Raw genomic sequence first — 26,346 nt, forward strand, 5'->3', positions numbered from 1 at the left:
AGGCGTTTTCATGTCTACTGCGCTGCCGCCCCGTGGCCGGGGTACGGCCACCAACCTGCACAATCGCTTTGCACCCACCGTCAGCGTGGCCGAGGACGACGGTTGGTACCAGGAAGTGCCGCCGACCCAAGGCACCGAAGTGCGTATCGAAACGGCCAAGACCATCATCACCCGCAACACCTCCCCGGACTTGCCGTTTGATCGGTCCATCAATCCGTATCGCGGTTGTGAACATGGTTGAATATGTTCAGCGATAGGTTCCAAAATCTAGTAGAGTCCATGAAACGGGGGTTGATAGGTACAGTGCGTCAGGCGAGTATGTGAAGCACATCGCCATCACGGAAGGGGTACGTCAATGCCGCACACATTAGATATGGTCTGTCTTGCAAACTCGTGGAAGCATGGAGGGAGATGCATCGCGGGAAAAATATACGGTGGTGACCGCTCTGGCGAATGGATCAGGCCGGTAAGCCCAACCGTAGGCAAAAGACAAATTACATTTGCTCAAATGAATTATGGCCAAAATCAATTTGCTCAAATATTGGACATTATTCGTATTGAATTTACTGTCCGGGAACCTGATACCTTCCAGCATGAAAATTTAATAGTATCCGGCACCGGATGGATAAAGTTGGGCAGGCTCGATCAAAGAAATATACACCAATGGATTGATGCTCCAAACGCTCTTTGGAGTAATGGTGACAGCAGTGAATACGGTGAAAACGATAAAATTTCGGGGCATCGTCTAGCCCTAGACCAGCCGTCGTCTCTTGTAATAGTTCAACCGGATGGCGGACATTTGAATGTATCCGTTGCAAAAGAGCGAGATGATAAAATAAAAATACGCCTTAATTTTCACTATAATGGCGTTAAATACGCGTTAACAACCACTGATCTTTGGGCACAAGATCATTTTCGTGGCCGTGGTGTTGGTAATTATGAAATGAAAAATATCCAAGCAATGACGATCAGCTTGGGAGAACCGTTCGCCAATGGAAACACCACGAAAATTGTGGCAGAGATTTTCAGGGGATAATATGAAAATTTTTACAATCGGTTTTACCGAGAAAAAAGCAGAACGCTTTTTCTCTTTGATAAAACTATCAGGCACAAAGCGAATTGTTGACGTTCGATTGAACAATATTTCTCAACTCTCAGGGTTTGCAAAAAGAGATGATTTGAAATATTTTCTAAAAGAGTTATGTGACGTTGAATACGTGCATCTGCCAGAACTCGCACCAACGAAAGAGATTTTATCGCCATACCAAAAAAAGGAAATTTCTTGGCAGCAGTATGAAGATAAATTCCTCAATCTTATGGCGAAGCGAAATATTGAAAAACATGTAAAGCCTGAAATCATTGATGAAGGATGCTTGCTTTGCAGTGAGCATCAGCCGCATCAGTGCCATAGGCGGCTTGTTGCGAACTATCTCAAGCAAGCGTGGGATCAATCTGATGCGGTTCTCAAAGATTTAGTATGAGTAAAGATGCAAAAGTCTTAATTGCATATCCTATCGACTTCCTCTCATATTCGAAATTTGAGAGGAAAGTCGATAAAATTATCAGCTCTCTTGAAAAAGTAGAGCTGATTTTTGTGCGTGACGAAAACGACTTTATCGAAAAATATTCAAAGTCAAAGGGTTTGCAGGCAATTCTTTTCGGCTCGGATAAAGAAGCGTTGAACAAAGTCACGCACGCCATTCTTTTTCAAGATGAAGAGCGGAATTGTTTCTTTATACTCGATAATGAATTGCGAGAAAAAGAAATACCCACAAGAATTATAAATTTGAAAATTACCAAGGTGTCTAACAAAGACAACGGTGACAGCTATGATGTTTACATTGGTAGGGGAACCCTGTGGGGCAATCCATACCAGATGGGAAAAGAAGGCACACGCGACGAAGTTATAGCCAAGTTTGCTTATGATTTCGAAAAACGCTTTTTGAAATTACCGGAAAAATTTGATGAAAACATCGAAAAGCTCCGAGGTAAGACACTTGGTTGCCACTGCAAGCCTGCCGCCTGCCATGGTGACGTGATAGCTAACTATCTCAATTCCCAAGACGATGGGAAATGAAAAACGGCCATTCGATTGCTCGTGAAATTTCTCGTGTGTTGCAGAATGGATTAAGACGGTAGCGTTTAACCTGTGATTTCTTGGGTGTCTTTTCATCACTGGGATCATACCGGGAGTAATCGCGGCAAGACATGGAAACAGGGCTTGAAAGTCGGGCACTATGCCACCATGTAGGCTTGATCACTCAGTCAAGGGATACGACCAGCATGTCTAGTAGAATTGACGAAATTCTCGCCAAGTTACTGAAGGCGAACCCTACGTCTATCAAAGATATCAATGACCAATACGATTACGAGGATGCAAAGGGTGGGGGTAAGCGAGACGCTTCCCTCGTCTCGTGCGGTCAATGTGGTGATTACAATGAGCTTCAATACATATATGACACTAAGCTAAAACCGCTGGTCAACAGGTTCAAAATCACCGAAACGCAAGCCCTCATCGCCTTGGAAGAGTGCTGCTCAGAACTGAAAAACCCCCGTAAGCGTGAAGACTTCTATGAACTGCTGAGCGAAAAACTAAATCTGGAAATCTAGTAAAGGACACGGCCCATCTATGCGACTGATCATGTGTGGGTGGGCTTTAATCATAGGGAGAATAGTATGGCTTACGTTCAGCTAAATCACGACTTTACAAAGTTCATTGATCCAGAATTGTACGCAAGTGTTTTGGATAAAAAAGACGATGGCGATTGTGTGCTGCGACTTCAATTGATCTGCGAGCGATTTTTAAACGTATATTTAAAAGAGCGGATTGCACCCGAAAATATTGAATTCTTCACCAGTGGGCAAGGCAAGGGAGCTGAAATCCTCCGACATTTTAACGAAAGACTTACAACTGCTGTCGCATCTGGGCTACCCGCCGAACTGGCCCGACCGCTGAAACACCTGAACAAAATAAGAAATAATTTCGCACACAATCTTGATTATGAAATCAAGGATGTGGACATGAATAAATATTTTGAACTAGTAGACTTATTCACAGTTGACGTTGGGACGCCCCATGGGTTTGAAGGCAACGTAAAAGACTTTCAAATCCACGGCGATGGGAAAATCACAAAAGCCACCGATAACTTCCAAGCCGGATTTACGGCGGCAACCTATGCCTTGATGACAAAAGCGGGGATCTGGCTAGTCAATGATTTGAATAGACGCGGACAGTTGAACGTTGGCGGTCCACTGCAATAGCGTTTGCAGTCAAGACGGTAGCGTTTAACCTGTGATTTTCTGGGTGTCGTTTCATCACTGGGATCATACCTAACCCCCGGCTTTTCTCACTCCGTGGGTATTGGCCCGGTTGCGAACGCCCGGCCAATGATGCGTTAAAAGCTCCTAGGCTTCGATCAGGGTGGTTTGATGTGCGGGGACTTGTACCCGTGCAGAAAATCGCCGGGATACGCGATGTGTGGCACGGCATCCGTAGGGTTGGGTAGAATCAACGCAAGGTGCCATTGCAGGGCCACTACTCAACGATCTCTAAGGATGGCGAATGAAAAAAATAATTTTTGTGCTGGTTGCTGGATCACTACTGACTGGCTGCGTAACGCAAAAGCCACCGCTTTCTGATAGCCAATACACTGCATTTGCTACTCAATTGATAGGCATCCATAAATGCGTTGCCAGCGGAAACATGCCACCAGATACAGGTGCCCGTGGTCAGCAATATTCGATGGCAAATCTTAACACTTGGCAATTCGACCAAAATTATTTCATGAGCCGAGCTAAGCAGATAGCGGATTCGGTCAACCCGTCGCAAGGTGATTGCAACACATTGGCGATGAATATCATGCAAAGAAAAAATCAGATCGAGGCACAAAATCAGCAGGCCGCACAGGAAGCACAAGCGTGGCAAAACCTGCAAAATCAACAGGAACAGAATAAAACCACTTATTGCAATCAAATAGGCACACAGACTATTTGCAATCGATACTAAAACAAGGCGTGCAGCGGCTCGCCTATTCTGGTGGTAGCTTTGCTTGGAAAGTCAAAATAAAGGGCCTAACACCTAATAAAGTAAATGCCGTAAAAACGGGGAATTTCAATAATCTATTGCCGTGTTATTTCCCAATAACGGGTTATTGACATTTGAAATTTAAAAAGCCGATTTGATCAAGATCAATGATCTCTTAAAGCGGACCACGAAAAACGTAAAAAGCCCATGAATGAGCCTTTTTTTGTTTTTTCCCTTTAAATCAAGATTTTTAAATTTTCATGATATCAACCATATCTCGATAGTCCTTTTTACGGTCGTTAAATGTAGCCATAAACTCAATACCATCATCTTTATAAACCGGATTAGATAATGATGGCCTAGTGGCCTTTTTCTGCTTGCTGTCTTCTTCTTGATAGTCATATGGCTTTGAACCAACGATCAACGTGAAATAGCCAATATTGACAGTCATTTTTTTGATCAACTTTCTATTTTTTACAAGTGAAATCGAAACCCTAAACTCTGTGCGGACTTCTTGAAATTTGAAAAAGTCGTCAGGCTCTAACATTCCTTCAAAAGCCATTCTCAATACTGGATCAATCTCTATGCCGTTTGATGACGGTGTTTTACGGGTTATTATTCTCGTAAGCTTCTGGCATTTGGACAAAGATGAAACCGGCTTAAATTTATGTGTCCTAGTGAGCTTTATAGATGCCGCATCGTAATCATACTGATCAAGATCAATGATGTGAAATTTCTTATGGGTAGCGTCTTGATATTGAGAAGATGCGAAATAGTCTTTCAATAAATATTGCACATTAGACAACGTAGATTTGTTATCTGTGATCAATAGGTGTTTTGTGCTTATATCAACTACATGAACACCAATAACCGCTTTTGCATGACCGTGTTGAAACGTTTTATCTTTACCAAAAGTCGCATTCATGCAAAAAACTTGGCTACCTAATTCGACCGGGTTAAATTTAGTATTATTCATAAATCTCCTTTTCTGTTTTGTTACTTAAAATTAGAACACAGAAAAAGATAATGTCAAACTAAAGGGCCGCACTATTTTCATGAATGGGCTTTATTGTCTAACCCTATTTTTAAATAATATTCGACCTTAAATATATTTCCAACTTACTATTGACACGCAATTAATGGCTTGTCTAAGCCAAAATACAACCATCACAAAAATGACAAAACTCAAAAATTTGCAAGATATTCCAAAATAAAATTGTCGATATTTTATTGAAAAATAAATTGTCAAAATAAAGGGCCTAACATCATCAGGCACAAAAAAGCCCCGGTTAGGGGGCTTCATGGTGTCGCTAGATTTTAGATCTTTTCGGCTTTGAGTTTGTCGATCAAAGCTTCGAACGTATCAACCTCGTTTTTCTGCATCAGGTCAGCCAAAAACAAAGCGTAGGTTTTAAATCCTTTATCTTTCATGGCTTGACTGGCAATGCCTTGCTTCGCCTTCTTCAAGATAAATTCAACGCCGTCAATCTGCACTTTCCATTTATCGCTAGGCTCCTTGGGTGCCTTTGGTACGTCCTCGCTCACGCTTTTAGGTGTTTTAGCGGGGGTTTTGATTTGGTGAAGGGAATGCACCACATCAACAAATTCAGCCACTGAATAGCCGTATTTGACGCGAAGGGTTTCAAGCTCTTCAACAAATTCGATGACTTTTGCTTCTTCTTCATTTTCTCTTAGGTTCTTGATTTGTTCTTCAAGCTGTTTTTGCTGTGCGAGTAGATCAAGCAATTTCGACATTTTTCTTTTTTCCTTCAAGAATAGGATTGATCATCGGAGGATAAATAAACCAGAAAACGGCTGAACTCTATATTGATACGCTCGTAAAATTCTTGCCAATTGGCATCAACCAATTCAGCGATGGAACTACGACCATGTTCAAGGTTTTCTTGATCTTCAATTTCAGACGCTTCAAGTTGAAGGGTGTAAAGAATGACATAAAGGACATAGGGCTTTAATGCTGCCTTCAAAGCTGCTTCAACGCCGAATAAGCCAAGATCAACCGGCTTCTTAATCTCCAATATGTCGATGCAATATCGATCAAAATAAAGACAGTCTGATGGCTTGTCGGCCTTCGATCCTCTCCACCACTCATCACTTAAAGCACTATGGATAAGTTGTGTATTTACAAAAATCTCACCAATTTTCAAAATATTGTCCATTGCACATGGTTATGGAAAATTGATTTTAAAATCAATCCTTGAAAATGTCAAAATAAAGGGCCTAAGCTCTTACCAGAAAGGTTTTTGATTTTAGATCCACCAGATGAGCTTTTGACGTTCTGCCCTACATCTTATATATAGATTTACGAAGTAAATATCTTTTCTTTTGTGAAAACGTTCGAATAAGCCCGCAAGGATAAGGAAATCTTAAAAACCCCAGTTAACGCTCCTTATTTATTTACCCCCTTTCGGTTAACGCTCCTTATTTTTTAAAGTGGTTTATCTTTTAAAATATGGATAATCTCAAAGCATGATAATACGGTTAACAGCATTTGTTATTTTTTTACTGCCTTAATCTTGTAATTAGTTTTTTTTGTGGTTAATTATAGGTATAACAAGGGTGAAAAATAACCATGAAATACATTTTAAAGGAAAGCGGTAAAGAAAAAGAGGTGTTCAAACTCAAAGGTTATGTATCAGTTCCACGCGTTTTCCTAGCTCTTCCATTGTTCAACACAATAAACGCTCACAAAGAGCCGAGAGGCTTTGAAATAGCTAAAAACCACAATGCTAAAAACATTCATATTGCTTCAACGTCGCTGACTATATTCAATGACTTTGAAGTATTTCTTTTTATTTTGCGAAAAGTATACAGCAGCAAAAGCAATGAATTTGAATTTACTCTTGATGAAATAATGAATGACTTTGATGTTAAAATATCACATAGAACAATGTATTTTTCGATCTTCAAGCAGTCAATTAGAAAGCTCAATAAGATCAATATTGAATATGAAGAAGAAACAGAAGATGGAACGAAAACTGTTTTTCTAAACTTCATTATCGGCGAGCTGACTAAAAAAGGCGGAAAGATTGAAGTATCAAAACGTTTTATTGATTTTTTTGGTAGCCTAAAAGAGTTGTACGAGATCGACACGAAGATGCTGAGCTTATTAACTAATGAATATCAGCGAATTCTTTATGTATTGTACGTTTGTAATAGACGCAACAAAACAAACTATTTCAGCGTTGACATGTTAAAAGAACGTTTCCGCATCAGCGATAAAATGCCTTGTAAAACGTTCATAATGAAAATAAGAAAGGCCAATGAGGCACTCCAAGAAATGGGCCTAATTGAAGGTTTTAAAGAAGATAAAACTAATCGAGTAACTACAAGATTTTTAGTCGACTACAGTTATAATTCGCTCTACAAAGATTTTAAAGAAAAAAAGGCAATTGCTGAAAAAAAGAAAGCGGCAAGCATCGAAAAGAAAGCCGTTAAAGGGTCTAATTCAGACGATTTTGATCGTGAGTTGAGTGAGGATTTTTACGAAGAAATTGAAGAGCCAAAAGCACCAAATGAATTAACAGATGACGGAGACGAAGAATGGAGATGAAAAAAGAAGAACAGAAACCGCAATTGCCCGGCTTAATAGTAGAAGCTTTGATAATGAGAATTGAGGCACTTATTCACCTAATAAAAAGCGACGTGATTAGATCGTCTATATCTGCAAAATTGGGCGAAATAAAGGACATTAAAGCTTTGTATCAATTGTTATCGCTAGCACAAACATCTATTGAAAATAGTGAACTGATCGAAAATAAGATCAAGGGGGGTCTAGTTTTCAATCCGTTTACTGGTGAGTTAATAAGTGAGCTTGATTACCACTACGCCATGGAAGATATGATCGAAATGATGAAAGGAGTTGTTAACAATCCAGCACCAAAAATGAACCCAAAACCGCCAACGGTTTAACATCGATCAGAGGGCAAATGAATGTAAGAAATTTAATCACCGCTTTAACGCTTTTATTATCAGTCAACGCTTCTTTTGCTGATGACCCTGCATGGTGGAGCGATAGCAAATGCAGAGAGCAAAGAAACAAGGATTACGCTTCGCTAATGTTGCACGGTTTTAAATCTCACGATGCTATTAAAAAGATAGATGAACAATTCAAAATTTGTGTTTGTTCGTCGGGCGATGAAACGAGGGTCGCAGTTCAGTCACTTGCGGATAATCATGAAATTGAAATGATGAGTAACGATGGAGTTATAACCGTCCCTATTAAGTATGGTCGAGATTTCGGAATGATGGCCTATAAAGGCCAATGTTATCTCAATATTGGAAAGCCGGAACTATGCAAAAATTCGGCGTTTATGGGTGAAGCAAAACAGTCATTTAATGTATATGAAACATACGACGAAAAAACAATGTATGTGCTTTTGATTTCGACAAGCAAAATAAATCAACGGGGGGATAATATGAACGAAGAATATTGCAGAGCAATGCTTGAACATTTCAGCATTAGAATATATTCATTACAAAAAGAATTCGACGCTTACAAGAATGACCAGATGATCCCAAGCGATGAAAGAAAAGCCGCAATGTTCGACCGCTATCACCGCATTAGGGCGTTAAAATTAGAGTTGCTTTACTTGAAATTGATTTGAAATAAGCAACGATCCCAGTTGGTGAATGTTCATGATGAAATCTAAGAAAAAACAAACGCCATAAGGCGTTTTTTTAATCTGGTCTTAACTGCTGCCTTCTTCTTTTTTCGTTTTGATAAGCTTCGTTTTCGGAACTGCTTTGACTGTTTTTAGCTTGTGCAGCAAGAACACGCATCTCAGAAAGTTTTTCATTCATCGAACCTGCGGCATCATGCACTGCGAATACATCAGCAGTCTTAACAAGTCCATCGGCTATACCAACGGCCCCGGTTTTTCCAAGCCTTTTGGCTTTCGTATCATCGTCAGCATTTACAGGAGGTATAAAGCTTTTTGATTTAGGATCTTCAAGATGATCCACCGCTTTTTTAACAGGTGTTGTAGGATGTGGCTTTTTAGCTGGCTTTTTAGCTGGCTTATTAGTCGGTGAAGATGTAACGCTAATCGCTTCAACCGGCTTCTTAAACGCTGGATTTTCAAGCTTAAATTTTTCAAGCTCTGCTTTATCGTTGGCGTTAGGTGTAAAACCACTTAATGAATACCCTTTTTGGTCTAGTCCCATCATTTGGAATTGTAGCCACGCATTACGCTTAAAATCGTGCGTTCCTGTTAAGTGCAGGGTTTGGGGTTTGCCGCTCTCTGTGAGCTTCTGCAAGCCCGCTTTAATCGCCATTGGGCTGGTGGTGTTGAAAGTGGCCGTGCGATCGCTGTATTCAAAAGCTTTCTTGTTCGTCCCTTTATAATAGAAATCATGACCATCAGGGGTATCGAAGCGAGTATCTAGGACGCGATTAGATTTCTTGATCCTTTTTTCGGTGATGCTTGATTGCTCATCATGAAAATCGCCGCCAACGCTGCCCATTTCACGTATAGGAGCCGTTTTTACTCCAAGACTTGCAAGCGTGTCGGAGAACAGGGGATCGTCGCCAAAACGGGCTTTAAGAGCTTTGTAAGAAGCTCCAACCTCAGAGGCTTTGAAGATCTGGCCGTCTTTCTCCATTGAGTACGCATTGTTGCCGTTGGTGATCAAGGTGAAGCCGTCAGCATGGAGGAACTCAAGGAACTCACCGGCTGTAATGGCCATTTCAGTCACAGCGTTTACAGCCTCTTTAAATTTTTTCTTCTCGGATTTAATGCCGCGGTTTTCAAGCCTATATTCGTTCGATGGTTTTGGACTTGTAGGCATTCCGGGATTTAAAGACTTTCTGTTTTCAACGACTTTTAACCCGTATTCTTCTTCGATTTCCTGACAAGCTTTTTCAAATAAAGCAAAATCGTTATGCTTAGTGTAAAGGTTTCCTTTGTTGTCTCTTTTATTCCATACAAGATGAACGTGAATTTCATCGGTGTCAGTATGAACTGCCCAACGGTGTTTTCGATTATCTAAGTCAAGAACGTTACGCCAAACGGTTAAAGCCAAATCACGGGCTATTTCAGGCGAAACTTTATCATCAGTGTGAAAGCTGATGATTTCATGTACTGCTTCTATTTCCTGAGTTCGGCCAGTTTTAGATTGATACTTGTTGTTAACCTGCCTGAATTTCTTCGCCCCGAATTCCGCATATTCTTCCATGCTGGTGTTGTCAAATTTTTCTTCACTACCGCCAACCAACTCGGCTTTTTCTAAAATATAATTCATTGTGCGAGTGGTCGCAGCATTGTCAGGGAGTTTGCTTTTTACGTCCCTGATCATTTTGAACCTCTTTTTTTGATTACTGTTTTTTTTGTTTTAGTTGCAACGAAGTCATAGAGCTTTTCAAAGCGGTCAGATACTTGTTCAAGTGTTTTACTGTCTTGCTCTGTGAACCTGCCGCCAGCGTTCACCTTCCTCGCCATCTGGTTAACATTGTTCCCAATGCCTTCGAGCATTTTTTCGATTTTTGAAAAAGAAGCGAGAAGATCGTCGTTGGTGATTTCGACAGTTTGAGCAAAGCCATCGTTAACGATTTTTTTGATTACTGCTGTTTTAGTCATTGAAAGACTAAAAGCGAGTTCGTTGAATTTTTGCATGTCTTCTTTTGAAATTCTTATTGATACTTTATCTTGTGCCATGTTTCTCCTGATCGATGTGTTTTTAATTTGGTGAACAAAGGCCGGGGCCTGTTGTTCGTTGGTGGATCATTAGCTTTTCGAAACGTCATCACCTTCGAGATCACCATGAATAATTACATTTAATCCATAGGTGAAGGCACCCATACATTGTAATTTGATTTCATCTTTTATCAGGTCGTGTGTAAAAACCTCGCCAAGAAGATAAGTGATAAACTTGATTTTTTCATGGTCGTCACTACCTAATAATATTTCTTCTACTACCCCTTCTTTCAAATTGAATACGCTTCCCTCATTAAGTCCGTTAATTAGTTTGTATAGTTGATCTAGATCTTCACCTGCTGAGCTATTTGGCTTCTTAGATTTGTGTGCATCAAAGTCGAATACGTTAGTGTCTTTTTTGTCTTTCATAATTTTCCTCATGTTTAAGTTTATTTTTCTGTAATGTCCGAAGGCATTGCAGGGACTTGCTTTTGCCTTACCATTTTCAAACGAAGTGCGAAAATCAAGAAGGAAACGGAACAAAAAAGACCGAAGGTTTTTTTGTGCCCGACAAATTTAACGAAGTTAAATGTCGGACGTTTCCATTGCTTGCCTGTTCTTTTAGAAGCCTATATAAAAGTTGTATCATATATTTTAATGTTTTCAATAGTGTCCGACATATCTGTATGACAGAAAAGTGTCCGACATAAAACGTTTGATGATTAGATTATTTATGTGCTCTTTTACCGTGTGATTTTTAGACTGCATAAAAAAAGGCTATCAAATTAATGACAGCCTCTTTTATACGTTTGATGGATAGACTTTATTGCGGTGCGGTTATTCTTGTGATTGATAGCCAGCTTTAAGATCAAAGCGTTCTTCATCTTCTGGCTCAAATTCTGGTGGCTCGAAACCTATGATTTGATCCCCGGTGTTGCCATCTTGATCTATAAACCTTTGGACGCCGTTAAAGAATTCGATTTCAAGGGCGTTTTCTAGATAATCTATACGAATATGCTTAATTATCTTTTTCAGCTCGCTATTGTATCTCACACGTTTTTCAATGGCTTCATCAGAGCGATCATAAATTATTTCGCTAATGTCATTCGATTTCAAACCTGAAAACGATTTTTCAGACATGTATATCAAATCAAGTTTTTTAGTTTCGCTTTCGATTTCTCGATCTATATGGGTGCGGTTGCTTTCTAGTTCTGCGATCAACTCGTTGTAAGTAGATGGTATGGTTTTACCGCTCATAATCATGTTTTTAACGTCGATCTTGAAGTCGTCAAGCCTACTAGTGATTTGATCTCTATTCGCTTCCATTTTCATGATTTGTGTTTTCAGTTCCTCGGCCTGTGTGTTTTCTTCAAGCAAAGCCGAAACATTCAAACCATCTGTGAAAGCGAAGAACATGCCAAATAATTTTTTACCTCGGATCGACAATTGACCAAAATGGCTATTTAGATCGCATTTTCCGGTCATTGAATTGGTGCAAATGAAATAATCCCTTTCACCTTTATTCATATAGCGGATGGTGCCGCCACACCATTTGCAATAAATCAGGTCACGAAAAACGTTATATCGTTGATTAGAGTATCTACCCGCGAAAGGTCTACGGGATTTGATTACTTCTTGAACCTGATAGAAAAGCTTTTCATCGACAACGGCGGGGTAATAATTCGGTATGGCATCGCCTTCGTCTTTACGTTTTAGTTGTCCACCTTCGTCATAATGGATTTTTTGCGGGGAATGCTCGCCAATCAGTTTACGATTAGACAATAGGTATTGTGTCTGGTGAATAGCGAGCTTTTCACTATAAAGATCGTTATATTCTCGCGTTGCTTCTTGTAGACCTTTCGACAATGAAAGCTTGAAAAGCGTGTTAATTCGTTCGACTTTTACTTGGTCAATGACAAAAGCATTGTTTTCGACTTTTAACCAAGTCGGCACCTTTTTAGTGACGATTTCACCGTTTCGCATTTTTTCGCGATTAAATTTCCATGCTTTGCTTGAAAAGTCGCTTTTTCGCTCACTCTCTGCGTTTGCTCGTTCAAACTCTACTAAGGCACTGATCCAATCCCCGAAATCTAGATTATCAGCATCATAGATTTTGTTTTTATCAAGAATGACGATCTTGATACCGGCGTAAAGGAGATCGGAAAAAATTTTGTTACTGCGGACAATTTTGTCACGCGAGAGCCGGTCGAAGTTTTCAATCAAGAGATACGAACCCTTGTCGATTTCGCCCATTCTCACTTGACGCAAAAACTGACCTAACACGCCTTCAGCACTGGCGTTTTTCCCCCGGTGAGCTGACGTACCAGCGTCTTCAAGGTGTCGATCCACCTCCAAGCCATGCTTGGTGACGAAAGCGTCTATAAGCTCGTTTTGGCGGGTTCTGGTGCTGCCGTCTTCTTGCCGGGTCGAGGAAAAGCGAACGTAGGGAAAGCATTTTTTGGTCATTTTTTAATCAACCCGGTGCAATGGAACGTATAGCGTAACATGTCTGCATCTACTGCTATGCACGGCCCAGCCATGCCTATTGGGACATGTCGCCCGGGCTGGACTTTGAAACCAGATTGATTGCCAAGAGCAACGCGGCCGATGTGCTGGAACAGCAGTTGTCGAAGCCGGGCTACGTGTGTGCGCCGATCAACCTGGGCTCCAATACCGATCCGTACCAGCCAATCGAGCGCGAATACCGGATCACCCGGCAAACCCTTCAAGTCCTGCTGCGCTACCGCCACCCAGTGACGATCATCACCAAGGGCTCGCTGATCCTGCGCGACCTCGACCTGCTGACCGAGTTGGCCCGCCAGCGCCTGGTGGCGGTGATGATCAGCCTCACCAGCCTGGACGATGAGCTCAAGCGCATCCTGGAACCGCGCACCGCAGCGCCCAAGGCACGGCTGCGGGCGATTCGGGTAATGCGCGACGCGGGTATCCCGGTGGGCGTGCTGTGCTCGCCAATGATCCCGATGATCAACGACAGCGAGCTGGAGAGCCTGCTTACCGAAGCTCACGCGGCCGGCGCACAAAGCGCGGCGTATATGATGCTGCGCCTGCCGTTGGAGGTGGCGCCGTTATTCGAGGAGTGGTTGGCGGCCCATTACCCCCAGCGTGCGGCCCATGTGATGAGCCTGGTGCGCCAGGTGCGCGGGGGTGAGGTGTATGACAGCCGGTTTGGCGTGCGCATGCGTGGTGAGGGGCCGTTTGCCGATTTGCTGGCGCAGCGTTTCAGCAAGGCAATCAAGCGCCTGGGGCTGAATCGGCGGGAAGGGTTCAACCTCGATTGCACGGTGTTTTGCCCACCGGGCAGGCAGATGGCTTTGTTGTAGACTGATGGAGAGACACGCACCTTTGCTGTAGGAATAGTCGCGTTTTGATATCACTGAAACCCGCGTTCTAGAGCGGTTCATTCAGTTTGAGTTAAGTTTCGACGGTTACCTTGTTCAGCGAGTGACTGATGAGTCGGCGGCCTGGCCGGTGCTTGTTTTACAACTATTTCACCGCCATGGCGTCGAACTGACCTGAACCCTCCCCTGCATTGATCAAGAGGATGAATCATGAGTGACAAGGATAAACAGCCGTTGGCTGCGTCGGCTTCAGCCCCTCAGGTGGCGGAATCCGCCGATGCAGCGCTGCAGCATATCGTTGACGGCTTTTTGCATTTCCATCACGACGTCTTCCCCCAGCAGGAAGAACTCTTCAAGAAACTCGCCACCGCCCAGAGCCCACGGGCGATGTTCATCACCTGCGCCGACTCGCGCATCGTGCCCGAGCTGATTACCCAAAGCTCCCCAGGCGACCTGTTCGTGACCCGTAACGTCGGTAACGTGGTGCCGCCTTACGGCCAGATGAACGGTGGTGTTTCCACCGCTATCGAGTACGCGGTGCTCGCCCTTGGCGTACAGCACATCATCGTGTGCGGGCATTCGGACTGCGGCGCCATGCGTGCGGTGCTCAACCCCGACAGCCTGGAGAAGATGCCAACGGTCAAGGCCTGGTTGCGTCACGCCGAGGTCGCCAAGACAATGGTCCATGACAACTGCGACTGCGCCAACGAAGGCGAGAGCATGGCGGTGCTGACCGAAGAAAACGTCATCGCCCAACTGCAACATTTGCGCACCCACCCTTCCGTGGCTTCGCGCATGGCCAATGGTCATTTGTTTATCCATGGTTGGATCTACAACATCGAGACCAGCGAAATCCGGGCCTACGATGCGGACAAAGCGGCGTTCCGACCGCTGAACGGCACCGAGCCGATCCCTTCAGCGACGCCTAAAGCGCGCTTCTAAAACACTTCCCTGCCGGGTAATGCGGTGGCTGCCATGGATGCAGCCAGGCTTTACCGCGCCCGGCGAATGCCTCGGGAGAGTCATCATGCGTGCTGCTCAATTGAAAGCTGTATTGCCACGGGAGCTGCTCGCCTCGGTGGTTGTTTTTCTGGTCGCCTTGCCACTGTGCATGGGCATCGCGATTGCGTCCGGCATGCCGCCGGCCAAAGGCCTGATCACTGGCATCATCGGCGGCTTGGTGGTGGGCTGGTTGGCCGGCTCGCCGCTGCAAGTCAGCGGCCCGGCGGCGGGTCTGGCGGTACTGGTGTTCGAACTGGTGCGCCAGCACGGCATGCTGATGCTGGGGCCGATCCTGTTGCTGGCCGGCTTCCTGCAATTGGTGGCCGGGCGTTTGCGCCTGGGCTGCTGGTTTCGCGTTACCGCGCCGGCGGTGGTCTACGGCATGTTGGCCGGCATTGGCGTGTTGATCGTGCTGTCGCAGATCCATGTGATGCTCGACGGCGCGCCCAAGCCGTCAGGGCTGGATAACCTGGCTGGCTTCCCGGCAGCGCTGGCTGAAGCGATTCCTACCTTCGGCGGCGGTCTCGGCTGGCAGGCTGGCGTACTCGGCCTGTCGACGATGTTGGTGATGTACCTGTGGGACAAATTCCGCCCGCAACAACTGCGGTTTGTGCCTGGCGCGTTGCTTGGCGTGGGCCTGGCGACCGTCGCCAGCCTGGTGCTGGCGTTGCAGGTCAAGCGCGTGGAAGTCCCGGAAAACCTGGCGGACGCTATCGACTGGCTGCGCCCCAGCGACCTGCTGAACCTGGCAGATCCACAGCTTTTGATCGCGGCATTCGCCGTGGCGTTTATTGCCAGTGCCGAAACCCTGCTGTCTGCCGCAGCGGTGGACCGTATGCACAGTGGTCAACGTTCCGATTTCGACAAGGAATTGTCGGCCCAAGGCGTGGGCAACATGCTCTGCGGCCTGGTGGGTGCATTGCCAATGACCGGCGTGATCGTACGCAGCTCGGCTAACGTCCAGGCTGGTGCTACCACGCGTCTGTCGGCGATGTTCCATGGCCTGTGGTTGCTGGGTTTCGTGCTTTTGCTGTCGAGCGTGCTGCAGAGCATTCCGGTCGCGAGCCTGGCGGGTGTGCTGGTATACACCGGGATCAAGCTGGTAGACGTCAAGGCGTTCAAGGCGCTGGGGCGCTATGGGCGGATGCCGATGTTCACCTATGCGGCCACCGCCCTGGCAATCATCTTTACCGATTTGCTGACCGGCGTGCTGGTGGGTTTCGGGCTCACATTGCTCAAGTTGGCCTTCAAGGCCTCGCGCCTGAAAGTCAGCCTGATCGACCTGCCCCAGGAAGGTGAGATGGAGCTGCGTTTGACGGGGGCGGCGACCTTTCTGAAGGTGCCGGCGTTGACTCAGGTGTTGTCGGCGGTGCCTGCGGGGACCACCCTGCATGTGCCGTTGAGCAACTTGAGTTACATCGACCACTCTTGCCTGGAGTTGCTAGAAGAATGGGGCCGGGCCAACGCGGCCAAGGGCTCGACGTTGGTGATCGAGGCGCGTGGGTTGAAGCGTCGGCTGGAAGGTCGGGTGCGGACAACGGTGGGGATCGGCTCAGCGCCTGCCTGACCGCTCAAAAAACTGTGGGAGCCGGGCTTGCCCGGCTCCCACATTGGATCCCTATCGGATCTGAAGTCTACGCAGGCTGATCCAGCGACAGCTCAACCCCAAGCTGGCGCGACAGGCATGGCCAGCGCTTCCAGGACGCTTCGGTCTGCGGGCTCTTGAGCTGTTCGCGATAGGCCTCGACCGACTCCAGCGCAAAGCTTTCCTCGTTAAGCATCTCATCCACCGCCAGGTGCACGGCTTCATCCAATTGGTTGGCGAAGTCTTCACCGATCAGTTGATGGGCGATCACGTTGGCCACGGTGGTATCCGCTGGAATCAACGGCTGGCCAAAATGCTTGATATACAGATCGTTCACTTCTTCGACCAGGCGATGCGCCAGGTAGGCCTCATCCAGCAGGCCATCAAGGCCGTCGTGTCCGGCCAGAATCGCTGGCGGCTGCAGGAAGAAATGTTCAGCGATTTTCAGTACCGGTTTGATCTGGCTTTCAATCCCGGCCTCACGGGCCACGTCATTGGCGGCGTCGAGCAAATCAGGAACCAGGTCGATGTAAGCGGTCACAAAACGGGTCATGACCATGTTGCGATCACCGTCAGCCAGGGCGATGGACGAATGCAGGTGCGGCACTTGTTTTTTCAGCTGGCTGACGAGCTGGCCGGTGCTGGCTTCGTGTTGATGGGCACGGGAAATCTGCTCGCGCAATGCGGCGGTGTTCATGAGGGCTCCAGTGAAGCAGGCGTAGGAAAAGGGAGAAGATAAGGTAGTTCGTTTATACGAGCGCCTAAGACGCATTTGTCATAATTATTTCATGGTTATAGGCAGGGGTTATATCGAAATGCCATCGTTCGTCGGATAAACGATTCCGCTGCCTATTTTACGGGCTCCGTCTGTCTGTTTCTATTCATTTGCCCCCACACATTGCGGGGTTGCTACGGCTGTCTATACTCGATTTTGTACGCAATTAGCTGATGACGCCCAACTGCATGACGCAGGCAAGGCTTGGCGGTTGTAAGCAGTATGGAAGCCGCTCCCTTCGCCGCAGGTGCAAACCGGCGGGATAACAAGAAACATAAAGGGGAACCCGCAATGACGCGACATCCACACGTTTGGATGGGCCTCCTGTTGTGGTCGGTATTCGGCCAGGCGCACGCCGCCTGGACTACGAATATGGCGCCAGGGGCTACTGAAGTCAGCCACGCTGTGTTTGACCTGCACATGACCATTTTCTGGATCTGTGTGGTGATCGGCATCGTCGTGTTTGGCGCGATGTTCTGGTCGATGATCCTGCACCGTCGGTCCACGGGCCAGGTAGCGGCCAAGTTCCACGAAAGCACCACCGTGGAAATCCTCTGGACCGTGGTGCCCTTGCTGATCCTGGTGGCCATGGCTATTCCGGCCACCAAGACCCTGATCAACATCTACGACAGCAGTGAGTCGGATATCGATATCCAGGTCACCGGCTATCAGTGGAAGTGGCACTACAAATACCTGGGTCAGGATGTGGAGTTCTTCAGCAACCTGGCCACCCCCGCCGAGCAGATCCATAACCAGGCCACCAAGGGTGAGCACTACCTGTTGGAAGTCGACCAGCCGCTGGTATTGCCGGTGGGCGCCAAGGTGCGCTTTCTGGTGACCGCTGCCGATGTGATCCACTCCTGGTGGGTGCCGGCCTTTGCGGTCAAGCGCGATGCTATCCCTGGCTTCGTCAACGAGGCCTGGACCCGCGTCGAGAAGCCCGGCATCTACCGTGGCCAGTGCGCCGAACTGTGTGGCAAGGACCATGGCTTCATGCCCATCGTGGTGGAGGTCAAGTCCAAGGCCGACTACGACACCTGGCTGGGCGAGCGCAAGGAGGAGGCCGCCAAGCTCAAGGAGTTGACCTCCAAAGAATGGACACTGGACGAACTGGTGGCACGTGGCGACAAGGTCTATCACACCACTTGCGTGGCCTGTCACCAGGCCGAGGGCCAAGGCTTGCCACCGATGTTCCCAGCGCTCAAGGGCTCGAAAATCGCCACCGGGCCGGCCAAAGACCATCTGAGCATCGTGTATCACGGCAAGCCCGGCACCGCGATGGCAGCCTTCGGCAAGCAGCTCTCTGAAGTGGATATCGCCGCCGTGGTGACCTATGAGCGTAACGCCTGGGGCAATAACAAAGGCGACATGGTCACGCCCAAAGACGTGCTGGCTCTGAAACAGGCCCAAAGCAAATGACGACTTTCATTGCCAATGCCCTGAATCGCCCCGCTCACTCGCTTGCAGGAGAACGGCCATGAGCACTGTGATCGACCACGGTCATGCCGACCACGCCCACGGCCCCGCCAAAGGCTTGATGCGCTGGGTGCTGACCACCAACCACAAAGACATCGGCACCATGTACCTGTGGTTCGCCTTCACCATGTTCCTGCTCGGCGGCTCGTTCGCCATGGTGATCCGCGCCGAGTTGTTCCAGCCGGGCCTTCAGATCGTGCAGCCGGCGTTCTTCAACCAGATGACCACCATGCACGGGTTGATCATGGTATTCGGCGCGGTGATGCCGGCGTTTGTCGGCCTGGCCAACTGGATGATCCCGTTGATGATCGGCGCGCCGGACATGGCCCTGCCGCGCATGAACAATTTCAGCTTCTGGCTGTTGCCGGCGGCGTTCCTGTTGCTGGTGTCCACCTTGTTCACGCCCGGCGGCGGGCCGAATTTCGGCTGGACCTTCTACGCCCCGCTCTCCACCACTTATGCGCCGGAAAGCGTGACGTTCTTTATATTTGCCATCCACCTGATGGGCATCAGTTCGATCATGGGCGCGATCAACGTGGTCGCCACCATCCTCAACCTGCGTGCGCCGGGCATGACCCTGATGAAAATGCCGCTGTTCGTGTGGACCTGGCTGATCACCGCATTCCTGCTGATCGCGGTGATGCCGGTACTGGCGGGCTGCGTGACCATGATGCTGATGGACATTCACTTTGGCACCAGCTTCTTCAGTGCGGCCGGTGGTGGTGATCCGGTGCTGTTCCAGCACGTGTTCTGGTTCTTCGGGCATCCCGAGGTGTACATCATGATCCTGCCGGCCTTTGGCGCCGTCAGCTCGATCATCCCTACCTTCTCGCGCAAGCCGCTGTTCGGTTACACCTCGATGGTCTACGCCACCGCGAGCATCGCGTTCCTGTCGTTCATCGTGTGGGCGCACCACATGTTCGTGGTGGGCATTCCGCTGGTGGGTGAGCTGTTCTTCATGTACGCCACCCTGCTGATTGCCGTGCCCACGGGCGTGAAGGTGTTCAACTGGGTCAGCACCATGTGGCAAGGCTCACTGACGTTCGAGACGCCGATGTTGTTTGCGGTGGCCTTTGTGATCCTGTTCACCATCGGCGGCTTCTCCGGGCTGATGCTGGCGATTGCCCCGGCGGACTTCCAGTACCACGACACCTACTTTGTGGTGGCGCATTTCCATTACGTACTGGTGCCCGGCGCGATCTTCGGGATCTTCGCTTCTGCCTACTACTGGCTGCCGAAATGGACCGGCCATATGTACGACGAAACCTTGGGCAAGCTGCACTTCTGGTTGTCTTTCGTGGGCATGAACATGGCGTTCTTCCCCATGCACTTTGTGGGGCTGGCCGGTATGCCGCGCCGAGTGCCGGACTACAACCTGCAGTTCGCTGACTTCAATATGGTCTCGTCCATTGGTGCCTTCATGTTTGGCGCCACGCAGATCTTCTTCCTGTTCATTGTCATCAAGTGCATCCGTGGCGGCCCGCCTGCGCCGGCCAAGCCGTGGGATGGCGCCGAGGGCCTGGAATGGAGCGTGCCCTCACCCGCGCCGTATCACACCTTCACGACGCCGCCGGAGGTCAAATGAAGCCCTCCCTATACTCCCCATGTGGGAGCGGGCTTGCCCGCGATGGCGGTAGGTCAGGCGCTGAATCTACCAGCCCTCAGGCCCTCATCGCAGGCAAGCCAGCTCCCACAGAAAGTCCAAAGCCAGGTGGGCGCTATGGCTGACTCCGTACCGCTCAAGCGCCTGGTCACCCGCCTGCTGATCCTGGTGCTGGCAATGTTCGCCTTCGGCTTCGCCCTGGTGCCGATCTACGACGTGATGTGCAAGGCGTTCGGCATCAACGGCAAGACCGCCGGGCAGTACGAGGGTGAGCAAATGGTTGACCCCTCGCGCCAGGTGCGGGTGCAGTTTCTGTCCACCAACGCCATCGACATGGTCTGGGAATTCCACTCCAAGGCCGATGAGATTGTGGTCAACCCCGGTGCAGTCAACGAGATGCTGTTCGTGGCCTACAACCCCACCGATAAGCCGATGACAGCCCAGGCGATACCCAGCATTTCCCCGGCCGAAGCGGCGATGTACTTCCACAAGACCGAATGCTTCTGCTTCACCCAGCAAGTGTTGCAGCCCGGTGAGCGCATTGAGATGCCCGTACGTTTCATCGTCGACCGCGCGATGCCCAAGGATGTGAAGCATTTGACCCTGGCGTACACGCTGTTCGATATCACTGCGCGCCAGCCGCCCGTGGCCGTCAGGACCGGGGGCTAGCTACTGTTTGCCCCCTCAATCAGGAGAGCGAATACATGTCGACTCATGATACGTACTACGTACCAGCGCAAAGCAAATGGCCAATAATTGCCACGATTGGCCTGCTGGTCACCGTGTATGGCCTGGCCGTGTGGTTCAACGACTTGAAGGCCGCGCGGCCCGAATCCCACGGGCCGTGGATCTTTTTCGTCGGCGGTTTGTTGCTGGCCTATATGCTGTTTGGCTGGTTTGGCGCGGTGATCAAGGAAAGTCGCGCCGGGCTGTACAGCGCGCAGATGGACCGCTCGTTCCGCTGGGGCATGACCTGGTTCATCTTTTCGGAGGTGATGTTCTTCATTGCCTTTTTTGGTGCGCTGTTCTACGTGCGCGTCTGGGCTGGGCCTTGGTTGGCGGGCGAGGGGCCCAAGGGCATTGCCCACATGCTGTGGCCGAACTTTGAGTTTGCCTGGCCCCTGCTGAACAACCCCGACCCTAAGCTCTACCCTGCGCCCAAAGGCACCATCAGCCCCTGGGGCCTGCCATTGGTGAACACCATCTTGCTGGTGAGTTCCAGCGTGACCATCACCATTGCCCACCATGCCCTGCGCAAAGGCCATCGTGGTGCGCTGAAAGTCTGGCTGGCGATCACCGTGCTGCTGGGCTTGGCGTTTCTTGGATTCCAGGCCGAGGAATACATCCACGCCTACAAAGAGTTGGGCCTCACCCTGGGTTCAGGCGTGTACGGCGCGACGTTCTTCATGCTCACGGGCTTTCACGGCGCCCACGTGACCATCGGCACCATCATTCTGTTTGTGATGCTGATGCGCATCCTGCGCGGGCATTTCAATGCCGAGCACCAGTTCGGTTTCGAGGCGGCCAGTTGGTATTGGCATTTTGTGGACGTGGTGTGGATCGGGCTGTTTTTCTTTGTCTATGTGCTGTGACGCCGCTTACCACGGCGCATGAGAGACCAATTGGCCGCTGAAAAAGCCCCAGGCGATCAAGCCCACGGTGATCACGGCCAGCGTGACACGCACGGTCAAGGCAGTGACGAGGCGGTTGGAGTTGCCCTCGTCCTTGACCAGGAAGAACAAGCCACTGAACAGGCTCACGACGGTCGCGATCAGCATCAGGGCAATGGCGGCTTTGAGCATGGTCTGGCTCCGGGCTAATTGGGGAGGGGCGATGAGATCGAGTATAGCCAGTGCCATGCAACGCTTTCGCCCGGGCATCGCGCCGACGCTGGTGGTACTGGTGTTGCTGCCGTTGATGGTGGGCCTGGGGTTTTGGCAATTGTCCCGCGGGCACGAAAAGCAACTGTTGGTAGACCGTTATGCCGAGCGCCGCGCCGCCGAGCCGGTCAGCAGTGCTCAGCTCAATGACATGGCTGATCCAGCCTTCCGTCGCGTTCACCTTCGCGGGCAACTGGATGGTGCACACAGCGTATTGCTGGATAACCGCATGCGTGACGGCAAGGCCGGTGTCGAGTTGCTGCAACCCTTTCATGACCAGGCCAGCGGCCTGTGGCTGTTGCTCAATCGCGGCTGGCTGCCCTGGCCGGACCGGCGTATCGCGCCCGCCTTTACTACCCCTGAACAGACGCTGAACCTCGACGCCTGGGTGTACGTCGCCCCCGGCGAGACCTTCCAACTGCATGCCGACCCGGCCAGCACGCAATGGCCGCGCCTGCTGACCGCGCTGCACCCTGCCGCCCTGTGGGGCGAACTGGGGCGCAGTGGCTTTGCCTATGAGCTGCGTGCCGAAGCGGGCCCCGGTACCTACGAAACCAGCTGGCCTGTGGTCGCCATGGGCCCGGAAAAACACCTGGCCTACGCTGTGCAATGGTTCGCCATGGCCATGGCGTTGCTGGCGCTTTACCTCTACCTCGGATGGCATAACAAAAAGGAGAAGCCCCATGGGAGCGGTCATGAATCCACCCAGCACATCTGACACGCCTGATCGGCGCAAGGGGCGCTGGCAGCTGATTTTGATCCTGATGATGGTGATCGGCCCGATGGTGCTGGCCACCTTCATGTACAAATTGCAGTTCTGGGTGCCGGACAGCCGCAGCTATCACGGCGAACTGATTGGCAACGGCCAGACCCGCGCCGACATCGGCGTGCAGGCCGATGAACAGCGCTGGCAACTGCTGGTCACCGCCCCCACCGCCTGTGCTGCCGATTGCCAGCAACTGGTCTACCTGGCGCGCCAGCTGCAGATCAGTCTTGGCCGTGATGCATCCCGTGCCAGCCATGCCCTGGCCGGCGCGCAACCGCTGAGCAGCGAATACGAGGCCAAGCTCAAAGCCGAATATCCACAACTGCAGCGCTACCCGCTGGATGTGTCGACCTTTACCAGGAACGCTGCCGCGCCTGGCGATGCGCAATTGTGGATCGTCGACCCCCACGGCAATCTGGTGCTGCGCTACGACGCCAAGGTCAAGGGCAAGGACTTGCTCAACGATCTGCGCTTGCTGCTGAAACTGTCGAACATCGGATAAGGGCACCCTCATGGCCAAGCCTGGATTTCGCCTCGCGCTGTTTGCCACGCTTCTGGCGTTGTTTGTCGTGCTGCTCGGCGCCTATACCCGCCTGACTCACGCCGGTCTCGGCTGCCCGGACTGGCCCGGCTGCTATGGCTTTATCAGCGTGCCGCAAAGCGAAGCCCAACTGGCCCATGCCGAGTTGCACTTTCCCGGCACGCCAGTGGAGGCCGACAAAGGTTGGGCCGAGATGACCCATCGCTACTTCGCGGGCAGCCTGGGCCTGTTGATCGCGCTGCTGGCGGCGCGTTCGTGGCGTCATCGACGCGATCCGGGCCAGCCGGTGAAGCTGCCGCTGTTCCTGCTGGCGGTGGTGTTCGCCCAAGCGGCGTTTGGCATGTGGACCGTGACCTTGAAGCTCTGGCCGCAAGTGGTCACAGGGCACCTGTTGGGCGGCTTTGCGACCTTGAGCCTGCTGTTTCTGCTGAGCCTGCGGCTGTCCGGCGTACTACCGGCGCTGGTCGTGCCCAAGCGCCTGCAATATTGGGCGACGGCGGGGCTGGTGCTGGTGATCGGGCAGATCGCCCTGGGCGGCTGGGTCAGTTCCAACTACGCGGCGGTGGCCTGTGTCGATTTGCCCACCTGCCATGGCCAATGGTGGCCAGCAGCGGACTTCGCCAATGGTTTTCACCTGACCCAGCACATCGGCCCCAATTACCTGGGGGGCCAGCTCGACAGCGAAGCGCGCACCGCCATCCACCTGACGCATCGCATCGGCGCCGTGCTGGTCACGCTGGTGCTGCTCGGTTTGGCCTGGCAACTGCGGGCAGTGGGGATGACGCGCCTGGCCGGCTTGTTGTTGATCGCCCTGGCCGCGCAGATCTGCCTGGGGGTGAGCAATGTGGCGTTCGGCCTGCCGCTGCCGGTGGCGGTCGCGCACAACGCTGGCGGGGCAACGTTGTTGATGACGCTGGTGCTGGTCAATTATCACGCGCGCACCAGCCTGGTTCGGGTGCGTCACCCGCGCCTGTTCGGCTGGCGTTTTATCCCGCGCAAACAGGTGTCAGGCCTGATCACCCTTAAAGGAGAACTGCCATGGCGGCCGTGATCGGCGCACGTCGCGACCGGGCGATCTGGCGTGACTATTTGGAGCTGACCAAGCCCAAAGTGGTGGTGCTGATGCTGATCACTTCGCTGGTGGGCATGTTCCTTGCCACCCGCGCCGGTGTGCCCTGGACAGTGCTGGTGTTCGGCAACCTCGGCATTGCCCTGTGTGCCGGCGGCGCGGCGGCGGTCAATCATGTAGTGGATCGACGGATTGATGCCGTGATGGCGCGCACTCACAAGCGGCCGATGGCTGAGGGGCGTGTCTCGCCGATGGCTGCGTTAGCGTTTGCGTTGTTCCTGGCTATTGCAGGATTGGCCCTGCTGCTGGTGTTCACCAACCCGCTGGCGGCCTGGCTGACCTTGGCTTCGCTGCTGGGTTATGCGGTGATCTACACCGGCTTTCTCAAGCGAGCGACGCCGCAGAATATTGTCATCGGCGGTCTGGCCGGTGCGGCGCCGCCGCTGCTGGGTTGGGTGGCTGTCACTGGGCATGTGAGTGCCGAACCCTTGCTGCTGGTGCTGATCATCTTCGCCTGGACTCCGCCACACTTCTGGGCCCTGGCTATTCACCGCAAAGAGGAATACGCCAAGGCCGACATCCCGATGCTGCCGGTCACCCATGGCGAGCACTACACCAAGGTGCATATCCTGCTGTACACCTTCGCCCTGCTGGCGGTGAGCCTGATGCCCTACGTTATCCACATGAGCGGGCTGCTCTACTTGGGCTTTGCGCTGGTATTGGGGGCGCGCTTTCTGCAATGGGCCTGGGTGTTGTACCGTGGCAGCCAGCCGCACGCGGCGATCAACACGTTCAAGTACTCTATCTGGTACTTGCTGCTGCTGTTTATCGCCCTGCTCGTAGACCACTACTTATTGTTGAACCTATGACTCGAACTCAAAAAACCGTCTTCATCCTCGTGGCCCTGGTGGCGTTGATCATGGGCCTGACCGTCAACAAAGTGCTCTCGGGCAAAGGCCAGGGCGACCCCACTGCGCTGATCGACGCCGGCATCATTCTGCTGCCGCAAAGCCGCCAGTTGCCAGCGGTGACCATGACTGACCAGGAAGGTCAGCCGGTGGTGGTCAATGAGTTGAAGGGCAAGTGGAGCCTGCTGTTTTTCGGTTACACCTTCTGCCCGGATATCTGCCCGACCACCCTCGCCCAGCTTCGCCAGATCAAGAGCGAACTGCCCAAAGAGGCTGTGGATAAGTTGCAGGTGATCCTGGTGAGCGTCGATCCGAACCGCGATACCCCGGCGCAGCTCAAGCAGTACCTGGGTTACTTCGACCCACAGTTCCAAGGCCTGACTGGCGCGAATGTGGAGGATGTACAGAAGGTTTCGAATGCGGTGAGCATTCCCTTCATTCCGGCGGATACCAGCAAGCCGAACTACACCGTCGACCACAGCGGTAACCTGGCACTGATCGGCCCGGATGGTACTCAGCGTGGGTTTATTCGTGCGCCATTGAACAACCAGAAGCTGGTGGCGCAGTTGCCGGGGTTGCTACAGCGCAAGTGAGCACCTGATGATCGTTCCAACGCTCTGCGTGGGAATGCAGTTAGGGACGCTCTGCGTCCCCAAGCGTGACGCAGAGCTTCACAAGAGGCGTTCCCACGCGGAGCGTGGGAAC

At 50.6% G+C, this 26,346-nt stretch carries 29 protein-coding genes and 2 pseudogenes; 22 read left to right on the forward strand and 9 right to left on the reverse strand.

Features of this window, described 5'->3' with window-relative positions; genetic code table 11:
• Nucleotides 1–10: 10 nt before the first annotated feature.
• The 7 genes and pseudogenes from BOP96_RS11795 to BOP96_RS11820 all read left to right on the forward strand — a co-directional run.
• Nucleotides 11–238: pseudogene (locus BOP96_RS11795) on the forward strand (PA0069 family radical SAM protein); the annotation flags it as partial.
• Between the two features lie 117 nt (nucleotides 239–355).
• Nucleotides 356–1,036, forward strand: coding sequence for a dual OB domain-containing protein (locus BOP96_RS29555; protein ID WP_138726216.1), 681 nt, complete (start codon nucleotides 356–358; stop codon nucleotides 1,034–1,036).
• A 1-nt stretch (nucleotide 1,037) separates the two neighbouring features.
• A complete protein-coding gene (locus tag BOP96_RS11800; RefSeq protein WP_073452760.1) occupies nucleotides 1,038–1,481 on the forward strand; it encodes a DUF488 domain-containing protein in 444 nt (147 codons plus the stop codon).
• Entirely contained in the window at nucleotides 1,478–2,077 is a 600-nt protein-coding gene (locus BOP96_RS11805) for a DUF4326 domain-containing protein (RefSeq protein ID WP_073452762.1), read from the forward strand. The genes BOP96_RS11800 and BOP96_RS11805 overlap by 4 nt, the downstream gene beginning before the upstream one ends.
• Before the next feature lie 206 nt (nucleotides 2,078–2,283).
• On the forward strand, nucleotides 2,284–2,610 hold the full coding sequence (locus BOP96_RS11810; protein ID WP_073452764.1) for a hypothetical protein: 327 nt from the start codon (nucleotides 2,284–2,286) through the stop codon (nucleotides 2,608–2,610).
• A gap of 66 nt (nucleotides 2,611–2,676) precedes the next feature.
• Nucleotides 2,677–3,261: a hypothetical protein gene (locus BOP96_RS11815; protein ID WP_020301969.1), complete on the forward strand. Its 585-nt coding sequence runs from the start codon at nucleotides 2,677–2,679 to the stop codon at nucleotides 3,259–3,261.
• A gap of 301 nt (nucleotides 3,262–3,562) precedes the next feature.
• Nucleotides 3,563–4,006 (forward strand): hypothetical protein, encoded by a 444-nt coding sequence (locus BOP96_RS11820; protein ID WP_073452766.1) that lies wholly within the window; start codon nucleotides 3,563–3,565, stop codon nucleotides 4,004–4,006.
• Nucleotides 4,007–4,274: 268 nt separating this feature from the next.
• Here the strand turns inward: BOP96_RS11820 and BOP96_RS11825 are convergent, their stop codons facing one another.
• The 3 genes from BOP96_RS11825 to BOP96_RS11835 all read right to left on the reverse strand — a co-directional run bounded on the left by BOP96_RS11825 (nucleotide 4,275) and on the right by BOP96_RS11835 (nucleotide 6,189).
• Nucleotides 4,275–5,000 (reverse strand): hypothetical protein, encoded by a 726-nt coding sequence (locus BOP96_RS11825; protein ID WP_073452768.1) that lies wholly within the window; start codon nucleotides 4,998–5,000, stop codon nucleotides 4,275–4,277.
• Between the two features lie 341 nt (nucleotides 5,001–5,341).
• The gene (locus BOP96_RS11830; protein ID WP_073452770.1) at nucleotides 5,342–5,779 is read right to left on the reverse strand and encodes a hypothetical protein; all 438 of its coding nucleotides are present in this window, start codon (nucleotides 5,777–5,779) and stop codon (nucleotides 5,342–5,344) included.
• 14 nt (nucleotides 5,780–5,793) lie between these two features.
• On the reverse strand, nucleotides 5,794–6,189 hold the full coding sequence (locus tag BOP96_RS11835) for a hypothetical protein (RefSeq protein ID WP_130898288.1): 396 nt from the start codon (nucleotides 6,187–6,189) through the stop codon (nucleotides 5,794–5,796).
• A 425-nt stretch (nucleotides 6,190–6,614) separates the two neighbouring features.
• Between BOP96_RS11835 and BOP96_RS11840 the strand changes: the two genes are divergently transcribed.
• From BOP96_RS11840 to BOP96_RS30480, 3 genes are read left to right on the forward strand one after another with little or no spacing between them, the layout of a single operon-like run.
• Complete coding sequence (locus tag BOP96_RS11840; RefSeq protein ID WP_073452774.1) at nucleotides 6,615–7,595, forward strand: RepB family plasmid replication initiator protein; 981 nt, start codon at nucleotides 6,615–6,617, stop codon at nucleotides 7,593–7,595.
• Nucleotides 7,586–7,954, forward strand: coding sequence for a hypothetical protein (locus tag BOP96_RS11845; protein WP_073452777.1), 369 nt, complete (start codon nucleotides 7,586–7,588; stop codon nucleotides 7,952–7,954). The genes BOP96_RS11840 and BOP96_RS11845 overlap by 10 nt, the downstream gene beginning before the upstream one ends.
• 17 nt (nucleotides 7,955–7,971) lie before the next feature.
• Nucleotides 7,972–8,649, forward strand: a complete 678-nt coding sequence (locus tag BOP96_RS30480; RefSeq protein WP_238346835.1) for a hypothetical protein — start codon at nucleotides 7,972–7,974, stop codon at nucleotides 8,647–8,649.
• A gap of 73 nt (nucleotides 8,650–8,722) precedes the next feature.
• Here the strand turns inward: BOP96_RS30480 and BOP96_RS11855 are convergent, their stop codons facing one another.
• From BOP96_RS11855 to BOP96_RS11870, 4 genes are all read right to left on the reverse strand, one after another.
• Nucleotides 8,723–10,339 carry a relaxase/mobilization nuclease domain-containing protein gene (locus BOP96_RS11855; protein WP_073452779.1) on the reverse strand — a complete coding sequence of 539 codons (1,617 nt, stop codon included), beginning with the start codon at nucleotides 10,337–10,339 and terminating at the stop codon, nucleotides 8,723–8,725.
• Nucleotides 10,336–10,698: a plasmid mobilization relaxosome protein MobC gene (mobC, locus tag BOP96_RS11860; protein WP_073452782.1), complete on the reverse strand. Its 363-nt coding sequence runs from the start codon at nucleotides 10,696–10,698 to the stop codon at nucleotides 10,336–10,338. The genes BOP96_RS11855 and mobC overlap by 4 nt, the downstream gene beginning before the upstream one ends.
• 69 nt (nucleotides 10,699–10,767) lie before the next feature.
• Nucleotides 10,768–11,106, reverse strand: a complete 339-nt coding sequence (locus BOP96_RS11865; protein ID WP_073452784.1) for a hypothetical protein — start codon at nucleotides 11,104–11,106, stop codon at nucleotides 10,768–10,770.
• A 408-nt stretch (nucleotides 11,107–11,514) separates the two neighbouring features.
• The gene (locus BOP96_RS11870; protein ID WP_073452787.1) at nucleotides 11,515–13,143 is read right to left on the reverse strand and encodes a recombinase family protein; all 1,629 of its coding nucleotides are present in this window, start codon (nucleotides 13,141–13,143) and stop codon (nucleotides 11,515–11,517) included.
• A 38-nt stretch (nucleotides 13,144–13,181) separates the two neighbouring features.
• On the opposite strand from BOP96_RS11870, the pseudogene BOP96_RS11875 reads away from it, so the two are divergent.
• The 3 genes and pseudogenes from BOP96_RS11875 to BOP96_RS11885 all read left to right on the forward strand — a co-directional run.
• Nucleotides 13,182–14,018: pseudogene (locus tag BOP96_RS11875) on the forward strand (PA0069 family radical SAM protein); the annotation flags it as partial.
• Nucleotides 14,019–14,246: 228 nt separating this feature from the next.
• A complete protein-coding gene (locus BOP96_RS11880; RefSeq protein WP_003187331.1) occupies nucleotides 14,247–14,978 on the forward strand; it encodes a carbonic anhydrase in 732 nt (243 codons plus the stop codon).
• An 85-nt stretch (nucleotides 14,979–15,063) separates the two neighbouring features.
• Nucleotides 15,064–16,605 (forward strand): SulP family inorganic anion transporter, encoded by a 1,542-nt coding sequence (locus BOP96_RS11885; protein WP_014716321.1) that lies wholly within the window; start codon nucleotides 15,064–15,066, stop codon nucleotides 16,603–16,605.
• 67 nt (nucleotides 16,606–16,672) lie between these two features.
• Here BOP96_RS11885 and BOP96_RS11890 read toward each other — a convergent pair whose 3' ends face one another.
• Nucleotides 16,673–17,320 carry a hypothetical protein gene (locus BOP96_RS11890; RefSeq protein ID WP_003187334.1) on the reverse strand — a complete coding sequence of 216 codons (648 nt, stop codon included), beginning with the start codon at nucleotides 17,318–17,320 and terminating at the stop codon, nucleotides 16,673–16,675.
• Between the two features lie 369 nt (nucleotides 17,321–17,689).
• On the opposite strand from BOP96_RS11890, the gene coxB reads away from it, so the two are divergent.
• The 4 genes from coxB (at nucleotide 17,690) to BOP96_RS11910 (ending at nucleotide 22,069) form a co-directional block, all read left to right on the forward strand.
• Nucleotides 17,690–18,817, forward strand: coding sequence for a cytochrome c oxidase subunit II (gene coxB, locus BOP96_RS11895; RefSeq protein WP_014716323.1), 1,128 nt, complete (start codon nucleotides 17,690–17,692; stop codon nucleotides 18,815–18,817).
• Between the two features lie 58 nt (nucleotides 18,818–18,875).
• Nucleotides 18,876–20,459, forward strand: a complete 1,584-nt coding sequence (ctaD, locus tag BOP96_RS11900; protein ID WP_003187339.1) for a cytochrome c oxidase subunit I — start codon at nucleotides 18,876–18,878, stop codon at nucleotides 20,457–20,459.
• 135 nt (nucleotides 20,460–20,594) lie between these two features.
• On the forward strand, nucleotides 20,595–21,146 hold the full coding sequence (locus tag BOP96_RS11905; RefSeq protein ID WP_003187340.1) for a cytochrome c oxidase assembly protein: 552 nt from the start codon (nucleotides 20,595–20,597) through the stop codon (nucleotides 21,144–21,146).
• Nucleotides 21,147–21,181: 35 nt separating this feature from the next.
• A complete protein-coding gene (locus BOP96_RS11910) occupies nucleotides 21,182–22,069 on the forward strand; it encodes a cytochrome c oxidase subunit 3 (RefSeq protein ID WP_014716325.1) in 888 nt (295 codons plus the stop codon).
• Between the two features lie 6 nt (nucleotides 22,070–22,075).
• Here the strand turns inward: BOP96_RS11910 and BOP96_RS11915 are convergent, their stop codons facing one another.
• A complete protein-coding gene (locus BOP96_RS11915) occupies nucleotides 22,076–22,279 on the reverse strand; it encodes a twin transmembrane helix small protein (RefSeq protein WP_003187345.1) in 204 nt (67 codons plus the stop codon).
• A gap of 31 nt (nucleotides 22,280–22,310) precedes the next feature.
• On the opposite strand from BOP96_RS11915, the gene BOP96_RS11920 reads away from it, so the two are divergent.
• From BOP96_RS11920 to BOP96_RS11940, 5 genes are read left to right on the forward strand one after another with little or no spacing between them, the layout of a single operon-like run.
• Nucleotides 22,311–23,075 (forward strand): SURF1 family protein, encoded by a 765-nt coding sequence (locus tag BOP96_RS11920; RefSeq protein ID WP_032872186.1) that lies wholly within the window; start codon nucleotides 22,311–22,313, stop codon nucleotides 23,073–23,075.
• Entirely contained in the window at nucleotides 23,041–23,625 is a 585-nt protein-coding gene (locus BOP96_RS11925) for a hypothetical protein (RefSeq protein WP_073452789.1), read from the forward strand. The genes BOP96_RS11920 and BOP96_RS11925 overlap by 35 nt, the downstream gene beginning before the upstream one ends.
• Before the next feature lie 10 nt (nucleotides 23,626–23,635).
• Nucleotides 23,636–24,715, forward strand: a complete 1,080-nt coding sequence (locus BOP96_RS11930) for a COX15/CtaA family protein (protein ID WP_038448363.1) — start codon at nucleotides 23,636–23,638, stop codon at nucleotides 24,713–24,715.
• Nucleotides 24,703–25,602, forward strand: a complete 900-nt coding sequence (gene cyoE, locus BOP96_RS11935; RefSeq protein ID WP_038448365.1) for a heme o synthase — start codon at nucleotides 24,703–24,705, stop codon at nucleotides 25,600–25,602. Before BOP96_RS11930 ends, cyoE begins: the two co-directional genes overlap by 13 nt.
• Nucleotides 25,599–26,234, forward strand: a complete 636-nt coding sequence (locus BOP96_RS11940; protein WP_014716330.1) for an SCO family protein — start codon at nucleotides 25,599–25,601, stop codon at nucleotides 26,232–26,234. Before cyoE ends, BOP96_RS11940 begins: the two co-directional genes overlap by 4 nt.
• Nucleotides 26,235–26,346: the final 112 nt, after the last annotated feature.

This window comes from Pseudomonas sp. FSL W5-0203, assembly GCF_001896155.1.
Classification (GTDB): Bacteria; Pseudomonadota; Gammaproteobacteria; order Pseudomonadales; family Pseudomonadaceae; genus Aquipseudomonas; species Aquipseudomonas paracarnis.

Bases quoted from the DNA above. Each gene is read 5' to 3' on its own strand.
- BOP96_RS11925 (WP_073452789.1), top strand. From the start codon at position 23,041: ATGGGAGCGGTCATGAATCCACCCAGCACATCTGACACGCCTGATCGG.
- BOP96_RS11915 (WP_003187345.1), bottom strand. From the start codon at position 22,279: ATGCTCAAAGCCGCCATTGCCCTGATGCTGATCGCGACCGTCGTGAGC.
- BOP96_RS11905 (WP_003187340.1), top strand. From the start codon at position 20,595: ATGGCTGACTCCGTACCGCTCAAGCGCCTGGTCACCCGCCTGCTGATC.
- BOP96_RS11865 (WP_073452784.1), bottom strand. From the start codon at position 11,106: ATGAAAGACAAAAAAGACACTAACGTATTCGACTTTGATGCACACAAA.
- BOP96_RS11845 (WP_073452777.1), top strand. From the start codon at position 7,586: ATGGAGATGAAAAAAGAAGAACAGAAACCGCAATTGCCCGGCTTAATA.
- BOP96_RS11840 (WP_073452774.1), top strand. From the start codon at position 6,615: ATGAAATACATTTTAAAGGAAAGCGGTAAAGAAAAAGAGGTGTTCAAA.
- BOP96_RS30480 (WP_238346835.1), top strand. From the start codon at position 7,972: ATGAATGTAAGAAATTTAATCACCGCTTTAACGCTTTTATTATCAGTC.
- BOP96_RS11940 (WP_014716330.1), top strand. From the start codon at position 25,599: ATGACTCGAACTCAAAAAACCGTCTTCATCCTCGTGGCCCTGGTGGCG.
- BOP96_RS11800 (WP_073452760.1), top strand. From the start codon at position 1,038: ATGAAAATTTTTACAATCGGTTTTACCGAGAAAAAAGCAGAACGCTTT.
- BOP96_RS11815 (WP_020301969.1), top strand. From the start codon at position 2,677: ATGGCTTACGTTCAGCTAAATCACGACTTTACAAAGTTCATTGATCCA.
- BOP96_RS11930 (WP_038448363.1), top strand. From the start codon at position 23,636: ATGGCCAAGCCTGGATTTCGCCTCGCGCTGTTTGCCACGCTTCTGGCG.
- mobC (WP_073452782.1), bottom strand. From the start codon at position 10,698: ATGGCACAAGATAAAGTATCAATAAGAATTTCAAAAGAAGACATGCAA.
- BOP96_RS11870 (WP_073452787.1), bottom strand. From the start codon at position 13,143: ATGACCAAAAAATGCTTTCCCTACGTTCGCTTTTCCTCGACCCGGCAA.
- BOP96_RS11880 (WP_003187331.1), top strand. From the start codon at position 14,247: ATGAGTGACAAGGATAAACAGCCGTTGGCTGCGTCGGCTTCAGCCCCT.
- BOP96_RS11820 (WP_073452766.1), top strand. From the start codon at position 3,563: ATGAAAAAAATAATTTTTGTGCTGGTTGCTGGATCACTACTGACTGGC.
- BOP96_RS11855 (WP_073452779.1), bottom strand. From the start codon at position 10,339: ATGATCAGGGACGTAAAAAGCAAACTCCCTGACAATGCTGCGACCACT.
- BOP96_RS11805 (WP_073452762.1), top strand. From the start codon at position 1,478: ATGAGTAAAGATGCAAAAGTCTTAATTGCATATCCTATCGACTTCCTC.
- cyoE (WP_038448365.1), top strand. From the start codon at position 24,703: ATGGCGGCCGTGATCGGCGCACGTCGCGACCGGGCGATCTGGCGTGAC.
- BOP96_RS11910 (WP_014716325.1), top strand. From the start codon at position 21,182: ATGTCGACTCATGATACGTACTACGTACCAGCGCAAAGCAAATGGCCA.
- coxB (WP_014716323.1), top strand. From the start codon at position 17,690: ATGACGCGACATCCACACGTTTGGATGGGCCTCCTGTTGTGGTCGGTA.
- BOP96_RS11825 (WP_073452768.1), bottom strand. From the start codon at position 5,000: ATGAATAATACTAAATTTAACCCGGTCGAATTAGGTAGCCAAGTTTTT.
- BOP96_RS11830 (WP_073452770.1), bottom strand. From the start codon at position 5,779: ATGTCGAAATTGCTTGATCTACTCGCACAGCAAAAACAGCTTGAAGAA.
- BOP96_RS11810 (WP_073452764.1), top strand. From the start codon at position 2,284: ATGTCTAGTAGAATTGACGAAATTCTCGCCAAGTTACTGAAGGCGAAC.
- BOP96_RS11890 (WP_003187334.1), bottom strand. From the start codon at position 17,320: ATGAACACCGCCGCATTGCGCGAGCAGATTTCCCGTGCCCATCAACAC.
- BOP96_RS29555 (WP_138726216.1), top strand. From the start codon at position 356: ATGCCGCACACATTAGATATGGTCTGTCTTGCAAACTCGTGGAAGCAT.
- ctaD (WP_003187339.1), top strand. From the start codon at position 18,876: ATGAGCACTGTGATCGACCACGGTCATGCCGACCACGCCCACGGCCCC.
- BOP96_RS11885 (WP_014716321.1), top strand. From the start codon at position 15,064: ATGCGTGCTGCTCAATTGAAAGCTGTATTGCCACGGGAGCTGCTCGCC.
- BOP96_RS11920 (WP_032872186.1), top strand. From the start codon at position 22,311: ATGAGATCGAGTATAGCCAGTGCCATGCAACGCTTTCGCCCGGGCATC.